Origin of the sequence: Streptomyces albipurpureus, assembly GCF_023701525.1 — a bacterium.
Taxonomy (GTDB): Bacteria; Actinomycetota; Actinomycetes; order Streptomycetales; family Streptomycetaceae; genus Streptomyces; species Streptomyces albipurpureus.
The window spans coordinates 100563-123542 of sequence record NZ_JAMQAW010000042.1; the positions used below are offsets into that span (position 1 = coordinate 100563).

Consider the following 22980-nt stretch of genomic DNA (forward strand, 5'->3'; position numbering starts at 1 on the left):
CCTCGCAACTGCACTCGTCCCGCCGTGAAGAGAACCCCCCATGATGCTCGTGCATCATGGGGGGTTCTCTTTTTCTGCTCGTTCCTCGTTGTCTACGACGCGACCCGTAGCTCACGGTCCGCGGCGACGTTCTCGAACTCGCCAGCATCCTCGATCGCCCTGTGGGTCTCCGGTGAGATGCCGTCGTCGTCGCCCCCCAGTCGGCGGTTGAAGCTGCTCGATGCGGAGAACTTCAGAACCACGTAGTCGTCCACCCTGCTCTTGCCGAAACGCACCTTGTGGCCCTTGTGGTCCTGTCGGTAGAAGCGGCCGAAGCTCGTGAGCACGACCGCCTCTCCGCAGCTGACTGCCCCCGTAAGTTCGCCGAGCAACGACTCGTACACCTTGTTCACCACTCGGATCGGCAACTTGCTTCGAGTCGCGACCCGCGAGATGAACTTGCGCTTGCTGACACGTGGATTCGTCTTCTCCATGCCTACACCCTGCCCTGTCATCGCTCATGCAGATGTTTCGCTTAGAAACCAGTCTACCGAAGATAGTCATGAGTCGAGAGGCTTGGTCTATCTTATTGAGTGCACTCGTGATGTCTATTGCAGCTTATTCGGCTAGAGCTCCAGGTCTGGCTCGATCTCCTCTCGGTCGTCTCTGGGCTCGTAGTCGACCGACTCGATGATGCTTCGTGTGTCCGGATCGCGGCGCTGGTTCACAACCCTGTTGTGGGACTCCTCGAACCGATGCTGCGCCGCCACGCGGTGGGCTGCGTCGAGCTTCCCGCCGATGTTGCGCTCCCCGAACTCCATCATCGAGCTCAGCGACGACTTCACGCCGTGCTTGATCGCGTTGACGTGCGGCTTGTTCTGCGCCCGCTGCTGCTCCCATCGGCTCCGGTCCTCCGGCGTGACGTAGCCGAACAACCGGGCGAAACGAGATCCGAACCTGACCTGCTGATCCTCATTCTGTTCCTGGCTCATGACCTCTCCTCCTGCTCCTTGTGCGTACTTTCGGATCGCCCTCAGGCAGGCTGGTAGCCCTCGGAATCGGCTTCATCCTGCGGGCCGGCCTGCTGCTCGGCCGACGGACCCGCAGGTTGCGACCGGGGCTTTCGCCGCTGCTCCTCGAAGAAGGCACCCGGGTCGTCGACCGCGGCCTGCAACGTGTGCTGCCAGTTTTCTCCGAGGCTCCGCTTCAGCTCGGCGTCAAGATCTGGGTACTTCTCGTTCACTGCCTCCATCGCGTCGACGTACGCGTTGGAGTACACTCTCTGCTGCTCCTCGGGCGGCAGGCCATCGATGTCCATGCTCGCGATCATCACCTCGGACTGGTCCAGGCGCCGCTGGAGCATGTCGGGCAGCCCGCTGGTGTCGAGCCCCTGTTTCTGCGCAGCAAAGCCGACCAGGTAGCCGAGCATGTTGCCCCCGTAGCCCTCTTGGTCACCGCGGGCCATCGCGTCGAGCAGGGAGGTCTTCATCGTCTCGGCGAGCTGGATCTGGTGGGCGTCCGCGTCCATGGGCCGGCGCAGCGTGAACATCCCGTCCGCGGGCAGAGGCCGGCCCAGCTGGTCGTCGAACGCCCCGCTCCACACCGTGCGAACACGGTCCGAGCCCGCGATCCGCTCCTCGTGCGCGGGTGCCTTGACGATTCGCCCGTGGGCCACGCCGTTGAACATCGTGCGCAGCTCGGGCTCGTATTCCATCCGCTCACCGATGATCCGTCGCGCGCGCTGGACGATCTCCTGGCGATCCAGGCCGTCTTCGCTCATCTGCTCGTGCAGCCGCTTGCGCATCGCCCAGTAGCTGTCGCGAATCAGCCCGGCGTCCGCGCCGGGCTCCCGCATCTTCCAGAAGGCGTTCTCCATGAGCGCGACTTCGGTCATGGCTGCCGAGTCCGGGGTGAACATCTCCCGCTCGCCGCGCTCACGGTGCAGCATGGCGTCGAAGCGCTTGCGCCACTTCGCCGTCAGGTGGTCACGCGGATCCGTGCTGCCGACCAGGCGCTCGCGCCGGGCGTCGCTCGGCACGTCCTTGAAGATCCTCTGCCGGTGTGCGATGCCGCTCTCGGCCGAGGCGATCAGGCCGCGGGTCCGGGTGTCGATGCGCTCCTGGATCTTGTCCTTAAGAGGCTGGAGGTAGCTGTCCATCTCCTTCCTGAAGTCCGGGGCGAGCATCCGCATCGTCATCACCATGCCGACGGCCTGGATGATCGAGTTGGCATTCACGCCGCGCGAGAGCGGCTTGAGACACGACTGCATCATCATCTGCATGTAGACGTGGTGCATGGCGCCGAGATCCTGCGTCCGCTCGTCGTCGTTGAAGCCGGGCACCAACAACTTCGAGTCCCGTAGCGAGGCCATGTACTTCTCGCCGGCCAGCCAAGTCTCCGCCCGGAGCTTGAGCAACTGCTCGCGCTGATCCAGGTCCTCGCTCTCGTCCTCGGCCCGGTCGACGTCGATCCGGTACACGCGCTCACGGTCGGCCATCCGCTCCCGGGTCTTCCTACCGAAGAACCTGCGGGTACGGTCCCGGAGCCGCTCACGCCAGGCGCGCGCGCCGTCAGCGTCCTCCGGTCCCGGCTCGTCGATCACTTCGGCGTCGATCGGCTCGTCCGAGCGCGAGTCCCCGTCGGTATACGCGTTGCCTTTCGACCCCTCGGCCTGAGACCGGGCGTCGCCGACCGGAAGTACCTTGGCCGCGCGCCGGCGGCCCGCAGGTCCCGTCCCCAGCTCTTTGTGTTGTGCCACCTCAATACCCCATCCCGTGGTCGTCGTCGCCCTGCGGCTGATCGATCTCGATGCTCGGCGTGTACACCGGACGCGCCGCGCCCACGCGCACGGCATGCGCGGAGCGGCGATGCGAGCCGCGGGTGCGGGAGGTTTCCACGTCCTGGGAGATCACGTCGGGCTTGACCAGCGAGTCATCGACGGCGATCACGGCGTTGTCCAGGCTGTGCGTCTCGGTGGAGCCCAGCCGGTCGAGCTGCCGGGACATCTCCGCTCGAGCCTTGCGCGTCCCCGAGGCTGCGAACTGCTCGTTCTTCTCGCCGTCGTAGACGTTCTCGCGGTTCCTGGCAGCCTCGACCAGATCGGGGAAGGCGCCGCCGTAGGCCATCCGGTCCATCACGGTGCCCCGCAGGGATGTGTCTTCTTCCAGGTTGCGGATGAGGCCGGTCTTCGGGTCCTTCAACGCCTCGGCCACGCGGCCCACATAGTCCGGGTTGACTGTGACGCCGAAGCCCTCCTTGGACTCGTAGAACTCGATGAACTGCTTCTCCCACTCCTCGGCCGTGGCCTGGACGGGCTCGCCGTCGAGGAGTGGCGTGCGCCACTGGCCCGGGCCGACGTGTTCGATGCTGCGGCCCCTCCAGAGATCGCGGCCGGGGCCCTGGAGCATGGCGTACTTGTGACGGGCCTCGGCGGCGTCGTGCTTGGCCTGCAGGATCGACTGGGTCACCGGGTAGGTGACCTCCAGGACGGCCTTGAGGTCCTTGCCGCGCAGCGCGCGTACGGCCCGCTGGCTGAACGAGCCTCCCAGGCCGGTGCCGTGGGCCTTGATCGCCGTGGCGAACATCGAGGCTTCCTGGTCGGCCTGTGTGATGCCGGGTGTGCCGTGCGCATCGCCCAGGTTGCGGGCGTAATCGCCGAGCTTCTTCTCGCTCCCCTTGGCGCCGGTCTCGACGCAGACCTCGCGCACGCTCTGCAGGTGCGCCTCGCGATCCGAGAACGTCAGTGCCGCACCGAACTCGCCACGCTGCGCCTGGCGGTACAGCCCGCTCAGTTCCTCCGTCACGACCTGCTGGGCGATCTTGATGTCTTCAGGCGACTCTGTGCCCGTGAGCGCCTGCAGCCGGAGCCGGTTCGACTCGCTCCGCGAACTCTCCAACTCCTCAGCCAGTTCGGCGTCCTTGGAGAGCGCGACCTGGGTGTCCAGCGACACCTGCATGGCCAGCGGGTGTGAACCATCACCCTTGACCACTCCGGTGTCCAGCAGGTTGGCCGGCACCGAGAGCTTCGCCAGGGCCTCAGCCTTGGCGGCCTCGCTGTGCAGCTTCACCACGGCGACGGCGTCGCCGTCGAAGTCGCCGTCGAAGCAGGCGTCCATCACCGGGTTGATCGCGGCGCCGGTGAGCCGGTCGTCGATCGCTACCCGCATGTAGCGCACGCCGGCGTCACGGAGCACCGGGTCACGCCACACCAGCGCGTGGTCGCCCTCGGCCAGCCCCAGCTGCTCGGCCTTGACCGAGCTGAGCGCAACCTGGTCGACGTTCAGCCGTGGGTCGGAGGTCCACACCATCGTCGCCGAGTCGGTGAGCCGCGAGGCCATCAGACCGGTCTTGAAAGTGTTGCTCTTGCCTGTCAGCACCCGGTTCTGCACATCGGTCGTGAGTGACTCGAAGGCGCGCTGAGCGCGCGAGACCGACTCACTCATTCCGCGGCGCACCTCGGCGCGCTTCTCCGCGGACAGACCCTGGCTGGCGAGCTGCTCGGCCATGTAGCGGTAGCGGCAGGCCTCGACGAAGACGTCCTGGTAGCTGCGGGTGTAGTCGTGTGTGACGGAGGAACCGTCCTCGAACTCCTGGCCGCTGCGCAGATGCGAGGACATCACCGGCAGCTTCCACGAGCTCGCGCTCACCGTCTCGGTCTGTTCCCCGGTCGGATAGGTGAGCGGGAACGGGATCTCCATGTCGCCGCCGCGGTCGCCGATGAGGGCGCCGAAGGATTTGCGCATGGCCGTGGTGTTGAGTCCCGGGAGCTGGCCCGCCTTGCGCGGCTGGGTGCGCAGCAGCTCGGGCATCGGGATGAACCGGCGTTCGGGGCGCTCGTCGAGGCCTTCGGCCTGGCCGATCACCCGCAGTGCGCCGTCAGCTTCCATGTCCATGCCGGTCACCAGCAGGTACTCGCGCAGGTTCGATTCGGCCCCGCTGTTGTGGCCGTAGAACTCGTGCATGATCGCCGGGCAGTCCTGAGACTGCAGTGCCCAGGCCAGCTGAGAGGAGGCCTTACGGCCTTTGCCGGCACGCACCTGCTGGTCGTCGTAGATCTTCGTCTTCTCGTCGACGGCCATGTGGGTGACTACGAAGCGCATCTCACCCAGGGCCCTCGGTCGCAGTTCTCCGTCGGGGGAGCGCAGGTCGGTGACGTTCCCGCTCATCAGCTCGCGCGCCGAGCCCGCGTTGCGCCGGGAGATCAGGCTGAACGGGCTCATCACCACGTCGAGGCCCGGGTTGGCCCGGAACCAGTTGACCTCCTCGACGACATCCTGCTCCTGCGCGTCCTGCGGCGGCATGTCCCGGTCGACGATCAGCGAGATCACGCCCTTGTTGCCGTGCAGATCCGAGATCTTGTCGCCGACGACGAGATCGCGCTCCCGGCCGCCGGCCCCGCGGATGCGGTGGCGCTCGGCGAACTCCTTCGACACCACGATCGGGTCGTCAGCCGTCCAGCCGCCAAAGGTCATCAGCGCCGTCTTCGCCGGCGCGGTGACTTCAGAAGACTGCATGATCGTCGAGGCTGTCATCGCCTGGCGGTCGAACGGGTCGTACCGCAGCGTCTCGAGCTCGGGGAGAGCCATGAGCGGCGCACGCTGTCCGGCCACGCTCTCGTCGCCCGGCATGATCCGGCCGTCGGCTTCGACCCGGGCCTGAGTGGTCAGGTACCTCACGATGCCCTGGTTGGTCGCGCCGCCGGTCATCACCGGGTCGAAGTAGCCGCGGGGCGAGACGACGTTGTTCCGGTCCTTGCCGGTGAGCACCGTCATGTTCCGCCCGCCGGTGAGCCGCCAGGCGTCGAAGCGGTTGTCGTCGGCCGGGTCGGTGCGGTCGCGCTGGGCTCGGTACTCGGCGTAGATCGTCGAGCCTGCCTTGATCTCGTTGGAGTAGCGCACACGGCGCGCCTCGGTCTGCAGGATCGCGGCCGTCCACTTCCCCAGGTGCTTCTTGAGCTCGCCGGTGGACTCGTCGAGCCGGTACGTGGTGGCGCGCTCGATGAAGTCGACCGGGTGCTTCGTGCCGTACAGCTGCGAGTAGACCGCGTTGAGCGAGGAGGGCTCGCCGGTCTCGCTGCGTCCGGCGATGAGGTCGCCGGCGATCTGGTACTGGATGCGCTCGTGCATGAGCTGCTCGTAGCCGCGCAGTCGGGTGCGTTCCTCGACCGAGGTCGGAGCCTCGCCCGGAGCCTGGGCCGTGATCGTGGCCTCGTAGCCCGGCACGACCAGGGCGTTGCTCCCGCTGGCGAAGGCGGTGGTGACCTCGCCGTACTCGCCGACATCAAAGACTTGGCCGATCTCACCCGAAATCGGGGTCCCCTTGCCGTCACGGCGCAGCTTCTCGCCGCTCCAGCGGATGACGCCCTGCTCGTCGATCAGGATCTCGGAGACCGTCGCCGCGTTGCGCTCGATGCTGTCACGCACAGTGACCCCGACGCGCCGCATGAACGCAGACTCGTGATCGTCGATCGGTACGGAGTGCTCGGCGTTGAAGCGGACGAGCCGGTCCTTGAACCGGGTCGTCTGGAAGGTCGAACCCATCACCTCGTCGGGGGAGACCCCGCAGCGACGAAGCGCCGAGGCGAGGTTATCGAGGTTCGACCACTGCCCGGTGGGGCTGGTCATATACCGTGCCACCCGGTCCGGGTTGAAGCGCTGGTCGACCCACCCGCCGTCGATGTGGTGGGGCTGGGCCTCCCAGGTCCCGATGAGTTCGAAAGGGACGTCCTCGGCGTGCTGTCGGACCTTCTCGACGGCGGTGCCGCCGTAGGCGAGGTTGCCCATCTCGGGCACCTCCCCGGGCTGCAGCTCGCCGATCTCCTCCAGGCGCTCCTGGTACATCTCTTCAGTCGCACCCGGGCGCAGCAGATCGCTGTTCGCGCCGGTGAGCACATCCCAGTACGAGCGCTGAATCGCAGCGACCTCGGCGTCAGCCGAGTACTCCGGCGGCTCGATCGCATCCAGCTGTCCGCCGGTTCGCTCCAGCTCGTCCCCGGCACGATCGATGAGGTACTCGACGCCAAGGGCCGCCTGCAGGTTCGCCCGGGCACTCTCGACGGCGGCCTTCGCATAGGCCTCGGCCGGCTCGGCGTCGATGAAGAAGGCCGGCAGAGAGCGGTTCTTCGCGTCCCGGCGCAGCATCACCTTAGCCCCGGGCCGGGGGCCGGACTCGCCGGGGACCGTGTAGTCGCCGACCACGAACATCGACTCGCGGTCGACGTGGTAGCTGTCGGGCACATCCACCACCGCGCGGCCGCGGCCGCGCTCCTGGTGCGTCGTGCCGGTCTCGCCGGCGGCGTGGCCCGGCAGATCCGCGCGCTCGACGCGATGGCCCTGGGCGAAGCGCAGTAGCTGGACAGCTTCCGCCGGCGAGGGGGAGTAGACAGCCATGCTGCCTGGGACCCGGTAGTTCGTCGAGTAGCGCAGCACGGTGCCGTTGTCGTAGATCCGTGCCCCGGCGTACTCCTCCTGACGCGTGTCGATGAGGCGGATCTCCATGCCGGTCCCGGCGATCCTCGCCTTGATCTGGCCCGGCTCGCGGTCGCGCATCACCTCGTAGGACACGCCCTGTGCCTTCAGCTCTTCGAGCAGTGCCGCCGAGCGCGCCACGGCGCGCTGGGACATGAAGTGGTTGCGGTCGACGTGGTTCGTCCGCGGGGTCCGGCCGCCGTCGATGACCCACTCGCGGACCTGGTCGTATTCCCGCTGGCTCATCTTGTCCATCAGCGCGGTGAGTCCGGCGGCGTCGTCGCTCGTCATCGCGCGGCCCGCCTCGAACGGCCTGCCGTCGTCGTCGATGCGCCAGAGCACCATGTTTCCGCGCCGCGGGTCGGCCAGGGTCTCCACCTCAGCGCCGGCCACGCGTCCGATCGTCTCGTCCGGCAGGTACACCAGCGCAGTCCCGGCACGCTTCACCGTCGCGCGCTCGGACCAGCGGGGGTCGTAGGGGCTGATCGGCAGCCGGGCCGACTTCGGGTCCACCTGGGCACCGACACCGGTGGCACGGGTGAACTCCCGCTGCGACTGCTGGTAGCGCTCGTTCCGCGGGGAATGGTCACCGAACTGCGGCTCGTAGCCGGCCCCCCGCTCACCGAATGCTTGGTCGATGGCGGTGAGGCAGTCGGTGACACCCAGCTGCGGGTCGGCCAGCGCGGTGCCCCGCCGGCCGAGGATCTCGTCGACCCGAGCGCGGATCGCCTTGGCCTGGGAGATCGGAATGACCTGTCCTGTCTGCTCCCGGGCCTGCTCGACCGCCTTGTAGTAGACGTACTCGTAGAAGTACCTTCGCAGCCCGTGCGCCTTCTTCACTACTAATCCAGCCCCTATAAACACTCGGAGTCACATAAGTATCCATAGATAGTAGCCCGTCTATCGAAAGGATGCGATAGGTCTATTGAAAGGCCAGTGCCGAGGTGGTCTCTCCTGGTCGAGAGACGGCCCCGGCACTGGTGGTGATCCTCGCCTGGCACCCCAAGGGGGCGCCGGCTACTTCGCGTTCATCTCGATGGCCATGGCCCGGTCGAACCGGCCGTCGGCCAGCACCTCCCAGCTCGGCAGCGAGGCCAGGTACTGGTAGAAGGCCGAGTGGACCCTCACCGTCACCAACGACTTCAGGTCCTGCTCGGTGACGTCCTCCTCGGCGAACACCCGCGAATCCACGTCGTTCACATGACCGTTGATCCGGCGGGCCGCACGGGCGTACGCGTCCGAGCGGATCCGGCTGATGTACGTCCGGGACCCATCGGCGCTGCGCAGCTCACCGTCGCCGCCGACCGAGAAGTGCCCGTGATCCTGTTCCAGCTCGGTCTGCGCCGACTTGTAGGCCTCACCGATTTCGATGTCCAGGCTCTTGACCTTCGCCGAGCCGTCGGGGTTGACCAGCATCTCCTTGCTGATGGTTCCCTCGGCGTAGAGCAGACGCTGCCGCTCGACGCTGGCCGCCCGGCTCTCGGCGACCGCGACTCCGACCTCGACGTTCTCGATGAACTGGTCCTCGTCGAACATGCTCATCCCGGCGTACTCGTCGGGGTCGACGATCACCGGGGCGTTGGGATCCTGGCCTTCGTCGACCGTGGTCATCGTGGTGATGACCTCCATGACTTCGTCGGCGTAGACATCCGGGTCCAGGCGCGCGATGTCGACCTCCCGGTAGCCGTAGATCTCCTTGTACTGCGCATTCGCGTCCGCGGCCCTGACCGCCTGCCGCATGCGCTTCTCCAGCATCTTCACGAAGTCCGGCTGGTTCATCCGTACGTCGAAGTCCATGGCACTGGACAGTGTCGGGATCGTCTGCAGCGAGTACGTGTGCCCGGGGTGCTTGATCGTGTTCCCCAGCAGCCGGAACGACATCGGCAGGATCGTCTGGTTGCGGTTCCAGATCGGCGCGTCGCCGGCCCGGAAGACGATCGAGTTGCGCGGCGCGAGGAACGCCATGTCGTTGTAGCTGATCAGCGGCTCCTCCTTGGTGCTCATCGTGTAGGAGACCCGGCCCTCGGTCTTGCCGCCGATGATCTTGTCGAGATCCTGGCTGATCTGCTTGCTGTCCCTGTACGACCGGTGTGTCTTGCCGCTCATCTTCTCCAGCGTCTCGATCATCGAGTCGTCCGTGGACTTCAGGAACACGATGTTTGAGGTGTTGCCCTGCACGATCTTGTCGACCGATTCGCCGTAGACGTCGCGCAGCTGCTGCAAGGTCTGCAGGATGAGCGTGAACTGCTGCTCCTGCCCGAGACCGATGCTCAGCATCGTCTCGAAGCCGTCGATGCCCTTGCCCTCCGACTGCAGGTTGCCGAGTTCGTCGAGCATGAACCGCGTGCGGTAGAGAGGCTTCTGGTTCGACTTCGTCATGTACGCCTGGTCGGCGCTCACGTCGAACAGCTGCTTGACCAGGATCAGGATCAGCTTCGCGTACTTCATCAGGTGCGGCGGAGTCACCAGGAACAGAGCCTTCGGGGACTCCGAGTAGCGCGCCAGTGTCTGCGTGATCACCCGTACCTGGTACGAGACCTTCTCCGGGTTGCCGCCGCCGGAGAAGTCCAGCCGTGTGTCCGGGTAGAGCGTGTCCCCGGGCTGGAAGGAGAGGATGCTCCCGTCCCGGGTGCCGCCCTCGCGTACGCGCTTGAGCTCACGCAGCACACCGTTCTTCACGATCTTCTTGCCCGTCACCGGCTCGACCACGTAGTGGCGGCCGTTGAGCGAGAGCCGGTAGTTCTTCGTGAAGCTGAAGTAGAAGGTGCGTACCAGCATCTTCGTCTGCGGGTTGACCAGCTCCAGTTTGAGCCAGGCCTCGTCGTCGGGGAACTTGCCCTTGAAGACGTACCGCGCCCAGCCCTCACGCCCGACGATCTCCTCGTGCGTGAAGTCCTCGCCCAGGTTCTCGGTGAACAACGGGTCCGCATAGGCCGACCACACGGCCTGCTGACCGACGAGGTGGTCGCGCGTGACGTAGTTCGGCGCGAAACGCACGCCGAGGCGGCGCGGGAAGCTCAGGCCGGCCAGGTCGGTGTTCTGCGACGGCTTGCCCGAGGTCAGCGTCGAGATCGTGGGGTCGGTGAAGAACGACATGGCGGTGATCGCGATGCCGTACACCGAGGCCAGCATCTTCTCCGCCCCGGCCATCGACCGCAGCGCGTTGTGGGCGTTGCCCACCAGCGTGCGCATGTTGTTGCGGGGCAGCTCCTCGCTCGCGTTGAAGTACAGGCTGAGCATGTCCTGGTCAGCCTTGCCCTCCCACATGAAGGCCTGGGCCGCCGCCTTCTCCTGCTCCTCGGACAGAGCGTCCTCGTCGTTCTCGAACTCGCCGGCTTTGACCCGCTTCTCCAGTTCGGCCTCAGGGTTCTTGATCTTCTTGGAGCTCATCTGCACGAAGAGCTGGTAGCAGTTGTAGAGGGTGACCTTGCCCCAGAGGTCATCGAGCTTCTGCTCCACCAGGGCCAAGTCCATGTTCAGCACGGCCGCGGCGCTGCGCAGTTCCCGCTCCTCCTCCAGATAGAAGTCGATGAGTCCGTAGGCCGCGCGCTTGAAGGCGTTGTTGGCGGCATTGGGCCAGACCGGGTCCTCGCCGCCGTCGAGCGGAAAGAAGATCCCGGCGATGTTCTCCACGTACAGTGCGCACTTGGTGAAGTTGCCCTCACGCGCCGCGTCGGCCGCCAGCCCCAGGATGTTGTAGATGTCGGTCTTCATGGAGTTGACCAGATTGAACTGCACCGGCTCGAACCCGCGGGTGACCAGAGGCACGTAGCTCTTCACCAACAGTTCGCCCTTGGGGTCGTTGATGACCATGTTCGAAGGCTTCTTCTCCCGCGACCACATGTCGATGACCGGCTCGATGTACGTCTGGCCCTTACCGGCCCGGGTGATGGCCAGCACCATGGTGTTCACCGGCGCCGTATCGACCACGTACGCCCCGGCCGGGCGCTGGACCTCGTACGCCGGGAACGTCCAGTCCTCCTTGATCAGGTCAGCGACGGTCTTGTACCTGTCCGACCCGAAGCCGAGCTTGTCCCGGTTCTGGCCGTCAGGGTTGTACGGGATCAGCTTGGTGTCGTACTTCTGACGCAGACCCTTGTCCTTGGGGAGTCCGGATGCCTCGAACAGCTCGTCGCCGAAGTCCTCGTCGATGATCGGCAGGGTCTGCGTCCGCGGACTACCCTCGTCGTCGTCCATGACCTCGCCGGCGTAGTAGACGAGGTTCCCCTTCTCGTCGATGACGTCCTTCTCGGCGCGCTGGGCGACCTCGACGGTGCCCAGGCCCTTCTTCTTGAGCATCATGTGGCTGAGCATCGAGCTGACCTGCACGCTCGAGTGAGCACCGGCATCGGGGAACCAGTCGTAGCTCTGCTGGATCTCTTCCGGCAGGGCGATGTGCTGGTCGTTGTGGTACTGGTTGATGTCGCTCGTGTCGTTCATCAGGTTCGCCGCGGCGACCTTCCGCGAGAACCACGTGCCGATGATGAGGCCGACCATCAGACCCGAGCCGAGCGTGATGAAGAGCTTGAACCCCGAGACGTCTGCCAGCTGCTCGCCGACAGTCGTCGAGCGCTCCTTGGGCTCAGACGGCCTCTCGGCGCCGGGCCTGCCATCCTTCGCTGCGGTGTACCAGCGGGGAACCGGGACAGCCTCGGCGCTGGGATAACACCCTGCCTTCACGTCCGGGTTGCCGTCCTTGGCCAGAGGTCGGTAGCACTTCACGACCGAGCCCCCCGCACCGGTCGTGGTGTCCTGCACGTAGTACGCGCTCGGCGTGCCGGTGCTGCTGCCCGGCCTGCCCGAACCCGCGGACGCTCCCGCCGAGAGCACCACCGTGGCGATGAGCGAGTAGAGGACCCAGACGACGACCGTCACCAGCACGCCGGCGATCACCGCGACGACGATGCCCGGTCTGGCCGACCTCAGGGTCGAGAACTTGCTGCGGTCGAGCTGCTGGTTGTCGTAGACGTCTCGGTTCGTCAGCGTCTCGCCGGGCGACCGCGCGGAGATCTTGTCCCAGCTGCTCGCCTCAGGCCGCGCCGCCTTCCGCCTGTTCGTGGCCATCGTGATCCCTTCCTCTCGGGTCTCGCCCGTTCTGCTTTCCTGCCGTCCAATGCGCCTGCCTGCGCAGACGCCGACGGCGCATGGGGAACGCGCCCCATGCGCCGTAAGATCACCCCGTCGGTCATGACCAGACCGCTCAACGGGTCACGACCACCCCGACGATGAAGCCGCTCACGCTCATCAGGAGCGAGAGCGTGACGATCATGACGACGAGGATCTTGTTCGAGCGGCTCTGCATCTCGGAGGCCCGTGCCAGCTCGTTGGCGTAGGAGTCCTTGTCGTCCCGCATTTCGCCCAGGCGCAGCTCATACCGCTTGGCCACGGATTCCTCGACCGTCGACAGCTGCTGGAGCAGGTCGGTGGCCCGCGCCAGCTGGGAACTGGTTTTCTGCTTCTCCAGGTCGAGGTTGTGCTGCCACTCGGTGTCCCGAGCCGTCATCTGCGTGATGGCGTCCGTGCGGCTGCGTTCGAGCTCTTCCTCCATCCGGCGAATCCGGTCGGCGTGCTCAGCGCGCACCGACTCCAGGAGGCCCTGCTGCTCCCGGCGCAGGACGCCGATCTCGTCCTTCGTCCGCAGGTGCTCGGCCAGCGTCTCGGACTGGGCGATGTCGGCCTTGCGGTTGTCGTCGACGATCCGCTGGATCTCGGACTTCCACTGGTTCAGTCGCCCTTCCTCGGCCGCCAGGTACCCCGACTGGCGCTCGGCCAGTACCTCGAAGACCCGCGTCTGCCCGGTCTGCATCTTCAGCGTCGCGTCCGAACGCCGGACACGTAGGATCTCCTGCTGGTTGTGCGCGTGGGTATCCTCGATGTCCCGTTCGATCACGGCGACGGAGTCGATCTGCTCGCGCTCCATCTTCGGGCGGTTGCGCTCCTTGTACTGCAGTTCCGCCGAGAGCGCCGCCTGCTGGGCCACCTTGGAGGCCTGTGACTCGTAGTCCTTGGCGATCTCCGCCCGGCGGGCCCGGATCTTCTCGTCCTTCTCCGCCTGCCGCTGCTGGTGCTCGGCCTCGGCGGCGTCCTTCAGCAGTTTGTACCGGGAGCCGGCACGGTCGGTGGCCACATCGCGGATGACCTGCTCGGTGTGCGCCGACATGAGGTTGACGTAGAGCGCCCGCAGCTCGTCCTCGTGCGCGGAACGGAGCTGCGTCAGGTCGGCGTTCGCCTGCCTGTTGAGCTGAGCGACCTGGTCCCCGAGCCACTCCGTCGCGCCCTCGGGCACAGCGATCTGCACGACCGGTGCGCCGATGGCGAAGGTCGCGTTGAACTCATCGAGCCGGACATCCAGGTTCAGCTCCTCGGAGAGGAACCGGCGGGCGATGACGTCGCGCACCTGGGCCTGGTCGGTTGGCAGCACAGTGCCGTCGGCCTCCTGGTAGTCACCCTCGATGCCGTAGCCGGCGTCGGTCTCGTCGAAACCCTCGTAGCCGACCACCTCGTCGCCGTCGTAGTCCGGCCCCGACTCGACCGGCGCGAAGCCCGCGTCGTCCTGGTCGAACACGGGCGTGTCCGCCCCCTCATCGACGACGTCGCTGAAGAGCGGCTCGTCGTCAAGGCTCTCGCCAGCCCCCTCGTCACTGGGGATCTCGTCGGAGATCGCATCCCCCGCGTCCTCCCCGAGGACCGCGGGGGCAGGGCCGGTGGCGCCGGCCTCGACGACCAGGCCGCTGTGCTCCGCCCACGCCTTCTCACCCAGGGCCTCTTCGAGACTCGTGGTGCCCGCGATGACAGAGCGGGCCTGCGCGAAGGTCGCATCGTTCACCAGATCGACGAGGAGATCGCCGCTGGGCTTCTGCCACACGACGGCCCAGGTGTAGGCGGCGCCGGTGAGCAGCCCGTACTCCTCCACGCGCTCGAGGGTCCCGCCGGTGGGGATGATGCCGAAGACCTCCTCTTCGATCATCTCCGCCGTGGCCACCGTGCGGATCTGGTCGGAGCTGATGAGCTCGATGATCGAGCCCTTCGCCTCGTCCCGGCCGTGCCGCTTGCTCAAGCCGCCGATGTCGTCGGCTGCGAGGACGAGCATCACCCAGGCTGTACCGCTGGGAAGGACGAACGGAGTGTTCGACCGCAGCAGCTCGACTGCAGCCGGGATCGCCGTCTCTCTCACCACGGAGGCCAGAAGCTCGTCGGGCTTCTTCTTGCGCACCTTTCCCTGGCGGACCGATGCCGTTCCCAGAATGCCCATTGATGCCGACCCCTTCGCTTAAAGAACACAGCCCGCCTGATTTATGAGTACCCTATCGCCGCCCTATCGATGTAGGCAACTAAAGGGCATGAATGGGCTATCGACTCATCGGTCAAGTGGTTGCCGGTGTCCTCGGCTGACTCATCGCACGGCGCTGACCTCGACGTAGGCGTCGGAACTCAGCAGGTTCTTGTCGTCGCTGACCAGGTCGCCGACGACGTCGATGCGGATCCGTCGCTGCGTTGGGTGCTCGTTGAGGACCGTCGCCACCGTGGTGGTGACCTCGTCGGTCAGCTTCGACACGGCCGCACGTGCGCCACCGGCATCGGAGTCGGTGTCGCCCTTGTCCTCGATGAGGTACTGCAGGACCCTCGGATCGACGTCGACCCGCACGTTGTGCTTGACGAACACCTCCTGCACCATCTGGCGCAGCTTCTTCCGCACGATCCTCTGCTGCGTCGGCAGTGACAGCGGCTGAAAGGGCACGATCGCGTCGATACGGCCCAGCAGCTCGGGCGGGAACCGGTTGTCGCCCGTAGTCGAGGAGATTGAGCGGCGGATGAGTTTCTCGTACTCCATCAGCTGCTTGCCCGAGCCGGTGTCGTCGGCGGCGTACTGCGAGATGCTTTTGTAGATCTCCGAGCCGGCGTTCGTCGTCAGAACGATGTACGTGTTGAGGAAGCTCACTTCGCGGTTGTTGTCGTCGTTGAGCCGGCCGTCGTCGAGCACCTGCAGCAGCACGCGTGTGACCATCGCCGAGGCCTTCTCGACCTCGTCGAAAAGCAGCACGGCGTGGGAGAGGTCCCACACACGCTTGGTGAGCTCGGAGCGGAAGGCCGCGAACGACGAGTCCTCGGCGTACTCCGTCATGTCGAACCGGATCAGGTGCCGCTGGTCGTCGCCGAACAGCAGCTTCGCCAGCTGCTTCGTGAGCTCCGTGTTGTGCGTGACCACGAACTGGCCAGCCTGGTAGAGGTGTTCCTCGTCGTTGATGTAGATGCACGACGAGCTCTGCTGCTTCGGCAGCTTCTCGATTGACGCGATGCCGACCATGTCGAACCTCTTCACGCGCCTACGACCCGCGGTCTCGATGACCGCGCGCCGTGCGATTTCGTGCTTCCGGGGGAGGGAGAAGAACCGGGCCTTGACCTCGTTGCCCACCTTCACGTGCACGTCGTACTCGGTTAGTTCGCGCCCGCCCTCCCTCGTGCGTGTCCACGATTTGACCGTGTTCGAGACGCCGAGCGAGAACAACACCTCCCTGAGGTCCTCCGCGAGCCCCTTGGAAAACGTTGAGTACGAGACGTTGAAGCGGTCGTTCGAGCCGCCGATTGATCCGTCGGTGTCGAAAAGGCCCCGCACCAGTGCCCACCGCTGCTGTACCGATCCGTGTTTGTACCTCTCCGGGATGCGGCGCTCCGCCGAGCGCGCACCAATCAGATCGGGAACCGAGGCAAGCACGTACTTCGTCTGGTACAGCGAATCGCGGCGGTCCTCCACCGAGCCGACGCCGAGAGGGAAGACCCAGCTGTAGCTGTGCCCGTACGACTTCGGAGCCGATCCCAGCCATTCGCCCACCATCCACACGGTGTGGTCGGCGTCGTCCCCGTCAGACGAGAGCGTCAGCTGCGTCTCAGTGAGGCACCCGTTGCCGATGAGGACGCCCAAGACGTACGGGTCGACGTCGAAGTCCTGCTCCGGCCAGTGCACTGGTCCATTCGCCGGGATGAAGAACTTCAGATGCTCCCGAGAGTCGCCGGGGTAGGTCCACGCGACGCCACGCTCGACCATTTCCTGCGTGCTCAGCACCATCGGCGCGACGTCCTTGCCCGCATGCTTCTTCGACCGCTGCGTGGCTGTGTAGACCGTCCACAAGTGCGGTCCTCCAACGTCGAGAGTCCGGCCGTCCCAGAGCGTGACCCGGTAGACGTTCTGCATGCCCTGCGGGAAGTGTCCAAGCACCTCGACCGGGCGACCTTGGCGACCGAATACTCTGTCGCCCGGGGCCAGGTCGCCGTGCAGCTTCCAAGTGGTCTCGCCGTCGCTCGAGTAGACAGGAACCTTGGTCGAGTCGATGCAGAATTTCCCCGTTCCTGTGGAGCCCGTGAACAGCAGGCTCGCCATTGGCTTGCCCTTGTCGTTGAGGTCCGCCACCGACAGCTGCAGGCGACGTGCCACCGCGCTGGTTGCCCAGTCCTGGCTGAACACCTCCTCGTCCAGCTGCTTCTTGATCTTCGCGCCGTCGACCTTGAAGGCCACGTTGACGTTCAGGGTCTCCATGAGCACGTCCGAGAGCAGGTGCCGGTCCATCGGCCGATGCGTCAGGCGATGCCAGCCGACCATGGAGTCGAGTACGAGAATGGACTTGCGCGGCTGGGCGCTGGACGGCATGTAGCGCTGGGTGTACTCGTAGATCTGGCGGAAGATGTGGTCGTCGTAGAACTCGGCGGCCACCCCGTACCGTTCGGCCATGCCCTGAAGGATCTTGATGGTCGTTGCCTGGTCCGGCGGGTTGATGTTGATGCGCTGCAGGCGCTCGACGAGCGGCTGGTTCGGCGAGATGTGCTTGTGGAACTCCTCATAGGTCGTGGCTGCGATGATCCTGATGCCGCGGGTTCCCGAGGCGGCCAGAACGGGCTTGATCGCTTCGACGGCGGCGTCGGAGAGCTGGACGATCTGGTGGAACTCGTCGATGAAGAGGACCAGTTCGAGATTCTGATCCTTGACGAAGTCCTCGGCCTCGTCGAAGAAGCCCTTGAGTATCGCGGCCATGTTCTCGGCACTGCCCGCCGCGGAGACCATGCGCGCCGGATCCACTTCGAGGTAGAGGCGGTCCTTGTCGACCAGCATCGTGGCCTGGACCAGAGCCGTTTTGCCCGTGCCGGCTTCGGCCAGCAGAAGCGCGTTGCACAGCTCGGGACGGCTCATCGAGGCCAGTAGCTGTGTTGTCTCGTGCTCGCGACCGACGATGTCGCGCTCGGCCCTCTTCAGCGGCTCCGAGAGCGTGGACAGGAGCCGGTAGCGCTCGTTGAGCTGTGCCTTGTGAAACATGCCGTGCAGAACCTCTCCACTGGACCGCAGATATGACAAGGAAAAGCGAGAGGCCGCAGCATGGGCTCCGGCGCCTCTCGTGACGTGCTCTGGTTGCTGTCGCTCACCCTCCGTACTCGGGCTCGCGGGACCGAGGCCTTTGTCGGCCCCGCACTGCGCGGTCTTCAGGTCACAAGATCCGGTGCTTCACTGAGGGGAAGAGGGCGCCGTCCGGGGATTGACGGCGCCCTCTGAATCGGTGGCCTTCTGCGCAACCGCACCATGCAGTGTGCTCAGGCGGGCGGAACCGACCGAATTAGACGACCGGCGAGGTCGTGAAGTTGTGGCTGTGGTACCCACCGCAGCACTTACGCCAGTCGAGCTGCAGAACACCGTCCGCGAGCCCCTTGGCCCTGCCGGCCTTCCACTTGATGCTGCCGGTGGTGTACGAACCGTCGTAGTTGCCCCAACCGTTCGAGTTCTCCAGCTGTCCCTCGATGCCGTAGAAGTCCTTCGACGTCTTGACCGGATCCGTTCCGGACTGGGACTTCTTGACCTGGAGCCGGAAGCGCGCCGAGTCGAAGATGTGGCTGTCGTCGAGCGTCCCGAAGAGGGGACCGTCCCACGAGACCTTGGCGTAGGCGTAAACGTACGAACCCGAACGCTTGGCGCACAGAGTCGTCTTGACGTCCCACTGGTCAGCCCAGGGACCGCTGTAGCTCGCGGTGTCGATCGACTTGGCGGAGGTCTTGCACTTGTAGGAGGCCGCATTGGCTGGCGATGCCAGGACCATCGTGCCGGCTACCGCGACGACGGTCAGCAAGCCGGCGCTCAGCCGACGGGCCCGTCGGCGGGGCAGGAATGATTGGAACACAGGATTCATGGAGGGATCCCCCTGGATGAAGCGGAGGCCCCGGCGTTGTCGGACAGTCAGCCGAACCCTGGAGCTGGACTCCAGTTGATCCCGGACATGACTATTCTGAGCACGGCGCGGTAGCACGCGCCTGCAGGAGCACCCCAGTGATTGGTTTGGGTTCCAGTGCTGGTGGTGTAGTGACTCGGGTGAGTCAGTGGTGGCCGTTCCTACCCGAATAGGGACGGCCATCGGCATTTTCAGACGAGGCTTGACTCAGCCTCAGCCGACCGCCGGCTCGTCGACCTCGACTGCTTGCTCCTGCTCGGCATCGACAGCCGCGGCCTGAGCCTGCGACTCCTTGGCCGCGGCCTGTACCTCGTGGGCGGCGCGCATGGACGCGAACTGGTTGTCCAGTGTCTTGTTGTCGACCTTGAACTCAGAGGCCTCGACGGACTTGGTGTTGACCACCAGGCCGGTGCCACGTGTCGCGGGCATCACGTTGCTCTTGAAGCCGTAGACGGTGCCGACCTCGTTGCCGCTCTTGTCCAGGATCGGCTCGGTGTTCGGTCCCGCGGCCTTGGCGATCTCCTCCATCTGGCGGGTGGAGTACGGAGCGCCGTTGTTGTAGTGGACCTTGCCGTTCTCGCCCTGAATCCGATCGGACTTCAGGTGCAGGTTCGTCTGCGCCGGGCCGCGCGGATCTCGAGCGTCGAGCTGGACGTCGGCGTACTGGGACTTGCTGTCCTTGGTGACGCCGTTCTTGTAGACCTTCGCGATGAGGTTGACTCCGGTCATCGCGCCCTTGCCCTTGAGATGTGCCATGATCTCTCCCTCATTTGCTCCGACTGCCCTCTGACAAGTCGGCAGTGACCAGTCACATCGTCCGGACAGGGAGTCGATTCCCCGTCGAACGCTCCTTACGCTAATGCTGCGATAGGACATTCGACAAGTCTTTAACTAGTCTTTCTGGTCATGTTCGGAGTCGGTCGAGATAGGGAGAGGGTACGAGTCGAATCCCATTTCGGCGTCCATTGTGGTCACCGCCTGATCGACCTGGGCCTGCACCCGCACGACGAGACCAGCGTCCAACGACGGAGCCTCGGACCGACGCAGCCGCTCGGCCCGCCCGCGCTCGACGCGCAGCTCCGCGATCCGGGAGCGCAACACGAGCCGGCCAAATCCCCTGTCCGTTAGCTGAGTTGTCAGCTCCCGGGAGACCCGTGTCATCGCCGCGACATCGTCCACCGGCAGGTCGGCAATCGCCTCGGCCTGGCCGGACTCGTCCAAGTAGTCCATCGCCGCCAGCAACAGCCGTCGGCGGTCCCGGGTCGTCTCGACGAAGTTCTGGCGTGCGCGTGATCCGATCTCGACGTCGGTGGCGAAGTCGTAGCCCAGGTGGTGCAGGTCCAGGGCCTTGACCTCGCCGAAGTCATCCGCGGCACCGGCAACAATCTCGAAGTCCGTGCAGACCACGTCGGTATCCGTGCCCGCCGGATTCCCGGCGGGCGACTCCACGCGCAGCACCAGGCCGGAGGAAGCGAGCTCGGCCCGCAGGTCGTCCAGCTTCCGGTCGTAGGACTGCTTCATCGTCCGGATGCGTGCGTCCAGCACCGCCCGGCCGTGCGCGCCCCCGGTCAGGAGCTGGCCGCCGGGTTGATCGTAGATTGTCCGGCCCAGGCTCTCGGCTTCCTCCTGGTCCCTCATCCCCTGCAGGGAGGTGCCCTCGCGCAGCGCCATGAGCGAAAGCAGCCGCTGGCCGTAGGCCGCCACATCCTGCTGCTGCTCGTACCACTGGCCTGCGTCGCCGAGGATGGGCAGGAATCGCCTGTACTTGCTCGTCAACCGCCGGTGGTAGTCCTCCTCGAAGCGGTAGAAGTCGTAGAGCGGGCGCGAGTCCTCAGCGGCCACGCCGGCCTTCTCGGCCCGTTCCCACTGCTGCGCGAGGTCGCGGTAGACCCAGACCTTCTCCCGGTGGTGCCGCAGGCGTGAGGTGTAGCTGCGCAGCCGGAAGCCGAAGGAGACCAGACCTGCTTCCGCGTCCTCGTCGTCCACCTGCCGATCCGCCGCCAGGGCCGCCATCTGCTGATAGTCCATCCCCATGACGTCGAGCATCGGCGTGCGTACGCGCAGTTCCGACTCCGGTATGGCCCTCAGCATCTGGTAGACACCGTTGACGGCGCGCTCCATGATCTGTACGCGTCCCCGCTCGACCAGCTTCTGCCATTCCCCCGTGCCCAGTGACTCCTTCGCCCGGCGCTCGTTGGCGTAGTCCACGACTCGCTCCATGGCCTCCGGCATCGGGGACCCGGCACGTTCGAGCTGCTCCTTCACGAGCTCGGTCACCAACTCGTTCGCCTTGCGCATACGAGCGTCGTTCGAGCCGGCGCGCCACAGCGTCCGGTCCGCCGGCAGGCAGGCGAGCACGAACTGCGGCAGAGACTCGGCACGGATCCGCTCGTGTGCCCACCGCTTGACGAAAGTGGTGACGTTGCGCCGCTCGTAACCGACGGCACTGGAGAGGTGAGCCACCGCCTGCTTCTCGTCGAGCCAGGCATCGACGCCGCGGCGAAGCCGGGACTTGTGCCGGTCCAGCAGCTTTCCGCGCTGTGTGCCGTTCTTCGTCACCCGACCCCGGCCGCAGTCGACCATCGCCAGGTGGCAGTGCACGTGCTCGGTATCGACCTGGATGACCCCGACGTAGCGCAGGTCGTCGAAACCGCCGGTGCCCGAGCTCATGCGGTCCAGGCCGTGCATGATCGCCATGCGCAGCTTCATCTGATCGATATGCCCGCGGTAGTCACCGCGGGCTTCGCAGTGGAAGTCCTGGTCGACGATCTTGCGCTTCCGCAGGTACTCCTCGTCGAAGGACAACACGGTCTTCAGTACGGTGTGCCCGGCGTCGAAGTAGTGCTGGATGTCCTTGCTGGCCGCCGTGAGCTGCTCGTCGGAGAGTGAGACCGAGCCGTAGCCGAAAGCCACGCCCCCTTTGCCCTGGGCCTGGCGCATCTCACGCTTCGCCGCGCCCCGCGAGACACCGGCGCGCTCGACGGCTGACCCCCGCGCCATGTAGCGCAGATTGAAGTCGTCGGTGCGCAGGCGCCGGATCGGAGCCAGTGACTCCGTCGCCTGATCGCGGGCCATGTACCGGGTGACGTAGTCGCCCGGCGTCGCGCCGCGCGAGCCCTTGCTGCCGGGCAGCGGCACGCTGAACTCATTCACGATTACGATGCCCTGCTTCAGGCTCATTGTCGCTCTCCTTCCTGTCTCGGTACCCGTGCACTACGGCCCCGGCTGCCGTCCGCCAGCAACCGGGGCCGTGTGCGTGATGCCTGATTGGACCTCAGGAACTCAGGCTCTGCTCGCCGTCGTCCTCACCGAGGTCCAGATCGGCCGCATGCTGGGCCACCTGACGCTTGCGCTTGTCCATGCTCGGGACGGGCCCGGCCTCACGTCGACGGGTCTCTTGCTCCCGCTCCTCCAGCTCCAGGTCGAGATCCATGTTCCGGACCCGCTGCGCCTCACGGACTTGCACTGGGGGAGCGAGCTGCATCTCCTGCTGAGCTTCGGCGCTGCGCAGTGGTGCAGCCACGCGCTTCCGGTAGAGGTTCTCCGTGGTGCCCTCAGTGCTCGCCCGCTCGGTCTGGTACTGCTCCCGTTCGGCGGCGATCTCCGCCTCGATCTGCTGCAGGCGAGCACTCATGCCGGCGTCGACCGGGGCTACCTCGGGCACAGGTGTCCCGACGATCTGCTCGACGTCGGTGTCCAGGCCCAGCTCGTCTTCGGTGAACAGCGTGTTGATCGCGTCCGAGCGCTCCTTCAGTCCGCGTGCATCGACCACAGTCTCGGTCCGCGGGACGCCGTTCCTGGGGTGGTCGGCGAAGTAGCCGGCGAGGTCGTAGCCGCTGGACTCGAGATCGATCTCCAAGCCCCCGATACGGTGGACCTGGGTGAAGACCACGGGCGCATCGCCTTCGGTCTGCGCCCCCGACGGAGCGAGCACGAGCATGTCCGCCGTGGCCGGCAACTCCCACTCGATCCCAGTGACCTGCTCGGGTACTGCGAAGCCGCTCGTGAAGTAGCCCTTACTGACGAGCACGGCCAACTGCTGGTCATCGAACTCGTAGAAGGCGTCCACCTTCTCGCCCTGACCCAGGGAGTAGGTCACCTGGGAGATGCCGAGCGGTAGCGCCTTGGCCGGGGTGACTGAGCGGAGTTCGCCCGTCATGTGAAGATACGGGCGGTAGTTCTCCTCCTTGCTGCGGTGCCTGAGTTCGATCGATTCGACCATGACGCCGAGCTCGGCGGTCACCCCCTCCAGCCGGTACGTCTCCACCCCCCGTTCACGCAGGACACGGTGGGCCCATGCGTCGTTCATCGTCAGTCCTGCGGTGCGCATC

General features: G+C 65.9%; 11 protein-coding genes. All 11 read right to left on the minus strand.

The genetic code is table 11. The features are described from left to right. Positions 1-92: 92 nt before the first annotated feature. Positions 93-473, minus strand: coding sequence for an HU family DNA-binding protein (locus NBG84_RS31115; protein ID WP_250923014.1), 381 nt, complete (start codon positions 471-473; stop codon positions 93-95). Positions 474-605: 132 nt separating this feature from the next. Next, a complete protein-coding gene (locus NBG84_RS31120; RefSeq protein ID WP_250923015.1) occupies positions 606-971 on the minus strand; it encodes a hypothetical protein in 366 nt (121 codons plus the stop codon). A 41-nt stretch (positions 972-1012) separates the two neighbouring features. Then, positions 1013-2476: a hypothetical protein gene (locus NBG84_RS31125; protein WP_250923016.1), complete on the minus strand. Its 1464-nt coding sequence runs from the start codon at positions 2474-2476 to the stop codon at positions 1013-1015. A 262-nt stretch (positions 2477-2738) separates the two neighbouring features. Then, positions 2739-8285 (minus strand): hypothetical protein, encoded by a 5547-nt coding sequence (locus NBG84_RS31130; RefSeq protein WP_250923017.1) that lies wholly within the window; start codon positions 8283-8285, stop codon positions 2739-2741. Positions 8286-8462: 177 nt separating this feature from the next. Beyond that, positions 8463-12509, minus strand: coding sequence for a type IV secretory system conjugative DNA transfer family protein (locus tag NBG84_RS31135; RefSeq protein ID WP_250923018.1), 4047 nt, complete (start codon positions 12507-12509; stop codon positions 8463-8465). Between the two features lie 136 nt (positions 12510-12645). Further along, on the minus strand, positions 12646-14697 hold the full coding sequence (locus NBG84_RS31140; RefSeq protein ID WP_250923019.1) for a coiled-coil domain-containing protein: 2052 nt from the start codon (positions 14695-14697) through the stop codon (positions 12646-12648). 141 nt (positions 14698-14838) lie between these two features. Continuing rightward, positions 14839-17748, minus strand: a complete 2910-nt coding sequence (locus tag NBG84_RS31145) for an AAA family ATPase (protein ID WP_345780620.1) — start codon at positions 17746-17748, stop codon at positions 14839-14841. Between the two features lie 295 nt (positions 17749-18043). Beyond that, positions 18044-18610, minus strand: coding sequence for a hypothetical protein (locus tag NBG84_RS31150; RefSeq protein WP_250923021.1), 567 nt, complete (start codon positions 18608-18610; stop codon positions 18044-18046). A gap of 252 nt (positions 18611-18862) precedes the next feature. Continuing rightward, the gene (locus NBG84_RS31155; protein ID WP_250923022.1) at positions 18863-19405 is read right to left on the minus strand and encodes a hypothetical protein; all 543 of its coding nucleotides are present in this window, start codon (positions 19403-19405) and stop codon (positions 18863-18865) included. A 135-nt stretch (positions 19406-19540) separates the two neighbouring features. After that, positions 19541-21829: a relaxase MobL gene (mobL, locus tag NBG84_RS31160; protein WP_250923023.1), complete on the minus strand. Its 2289-nt coding sequence runs from the start codon at positions 21827-21829 to the stop codon at positions 19541-19543. Positions 21830-21923: 94 nt separating this feature from the next. After that, on the minus strand, positions 21924-22979 hold the full coding sequence (locus NBG84_RS31165) for a hypothetical protein (RefSeq protein ID WP_250923024.1): 1056 nt from the start codon (positions 22977-22979) through the stop codon (positions 21924-21926). Position 22980 lies beyond the last annotated feature (1 nt).

What these genes read in the sequence shown, in the direction of transcription:
- NBG84_RS31125 (WP_250923016.1), bottom strand. Translation starts at nt 2,476, where the DNA reads ATGGCCGACCGTGAGCGCGTGTACCGGATCGACGTCGACCGGGCCGAG.
- mobL (WP_250923023.1), bottom strand. Translation starts at nt 21,829, where the DNA reads ATGAGCCTGAAGCAGGGCATCGTAATCGTGAATGAGTTCAGCGTGCCG.
- NBG84_RS31120 (WP_250923015.1), bottom strand. Translation starts at nt 971, where the DNA reads ATGAGCCAGGAACAGAATGAGGATCAGCAGGTCAGGTTCGGATCTCGT.
- NBG84_RS31150 (WP_250923021.1), bottom strand. Translation starts at nt 18,610, where the DNA reads ATGAATCCTGTGTTCCAATCATTCCTGCCCCGCCGACGGGCCCGTCGG.
- NBG84_RS31135 (WP_250923018.1), bottom strand. Translation starts at nt 12,509, where the DNA reads ATGGCCACGAACAGGCGGAAGGCGGCGCGGCCTGAGGCGAGCAGCTGG.
- NBG84_RS31155 (WP_250923022.1), bottom strand. Translation starts at nt 19,405, where the DNA reads ATGGCACATCTCAAGGGCAAGGGCGCGATGACCGGAGTCAACCTCATC.
- NBG84_RS31115 (WP_250923014.1), bottom strand. Translation starts at nt 473, where the DNA reads ATGGAGAAGACGAATCCACGTGTCAGCAAGCGCAAGTTCATCTCGCGG.
- NBG84_RS31165 (WP_250923024.1), bottom strand. Translation starts at nt 22,979, where the DNA reads ATGCGCACCGCAGGACTGACGATGAACGACGCATGGGCCCACCGTGTC.
- NBG84_RS31145 (WP_345780620.1), bottom strand. Translation starts at nt 17,748, where the DNA reads ATGTTTCACAAGGCACAGCTCAACGAGCGCTACCGGCTCCTGTCCACG.
- NBG84_RS31140 (WP_250923019.1), bottom strand. Translation starts at nt 14,697, where the DNA reads ATGGGCATTCTGGGAACGGCATCGGTCCGCCAGGGAAAGGTGCGCAAG.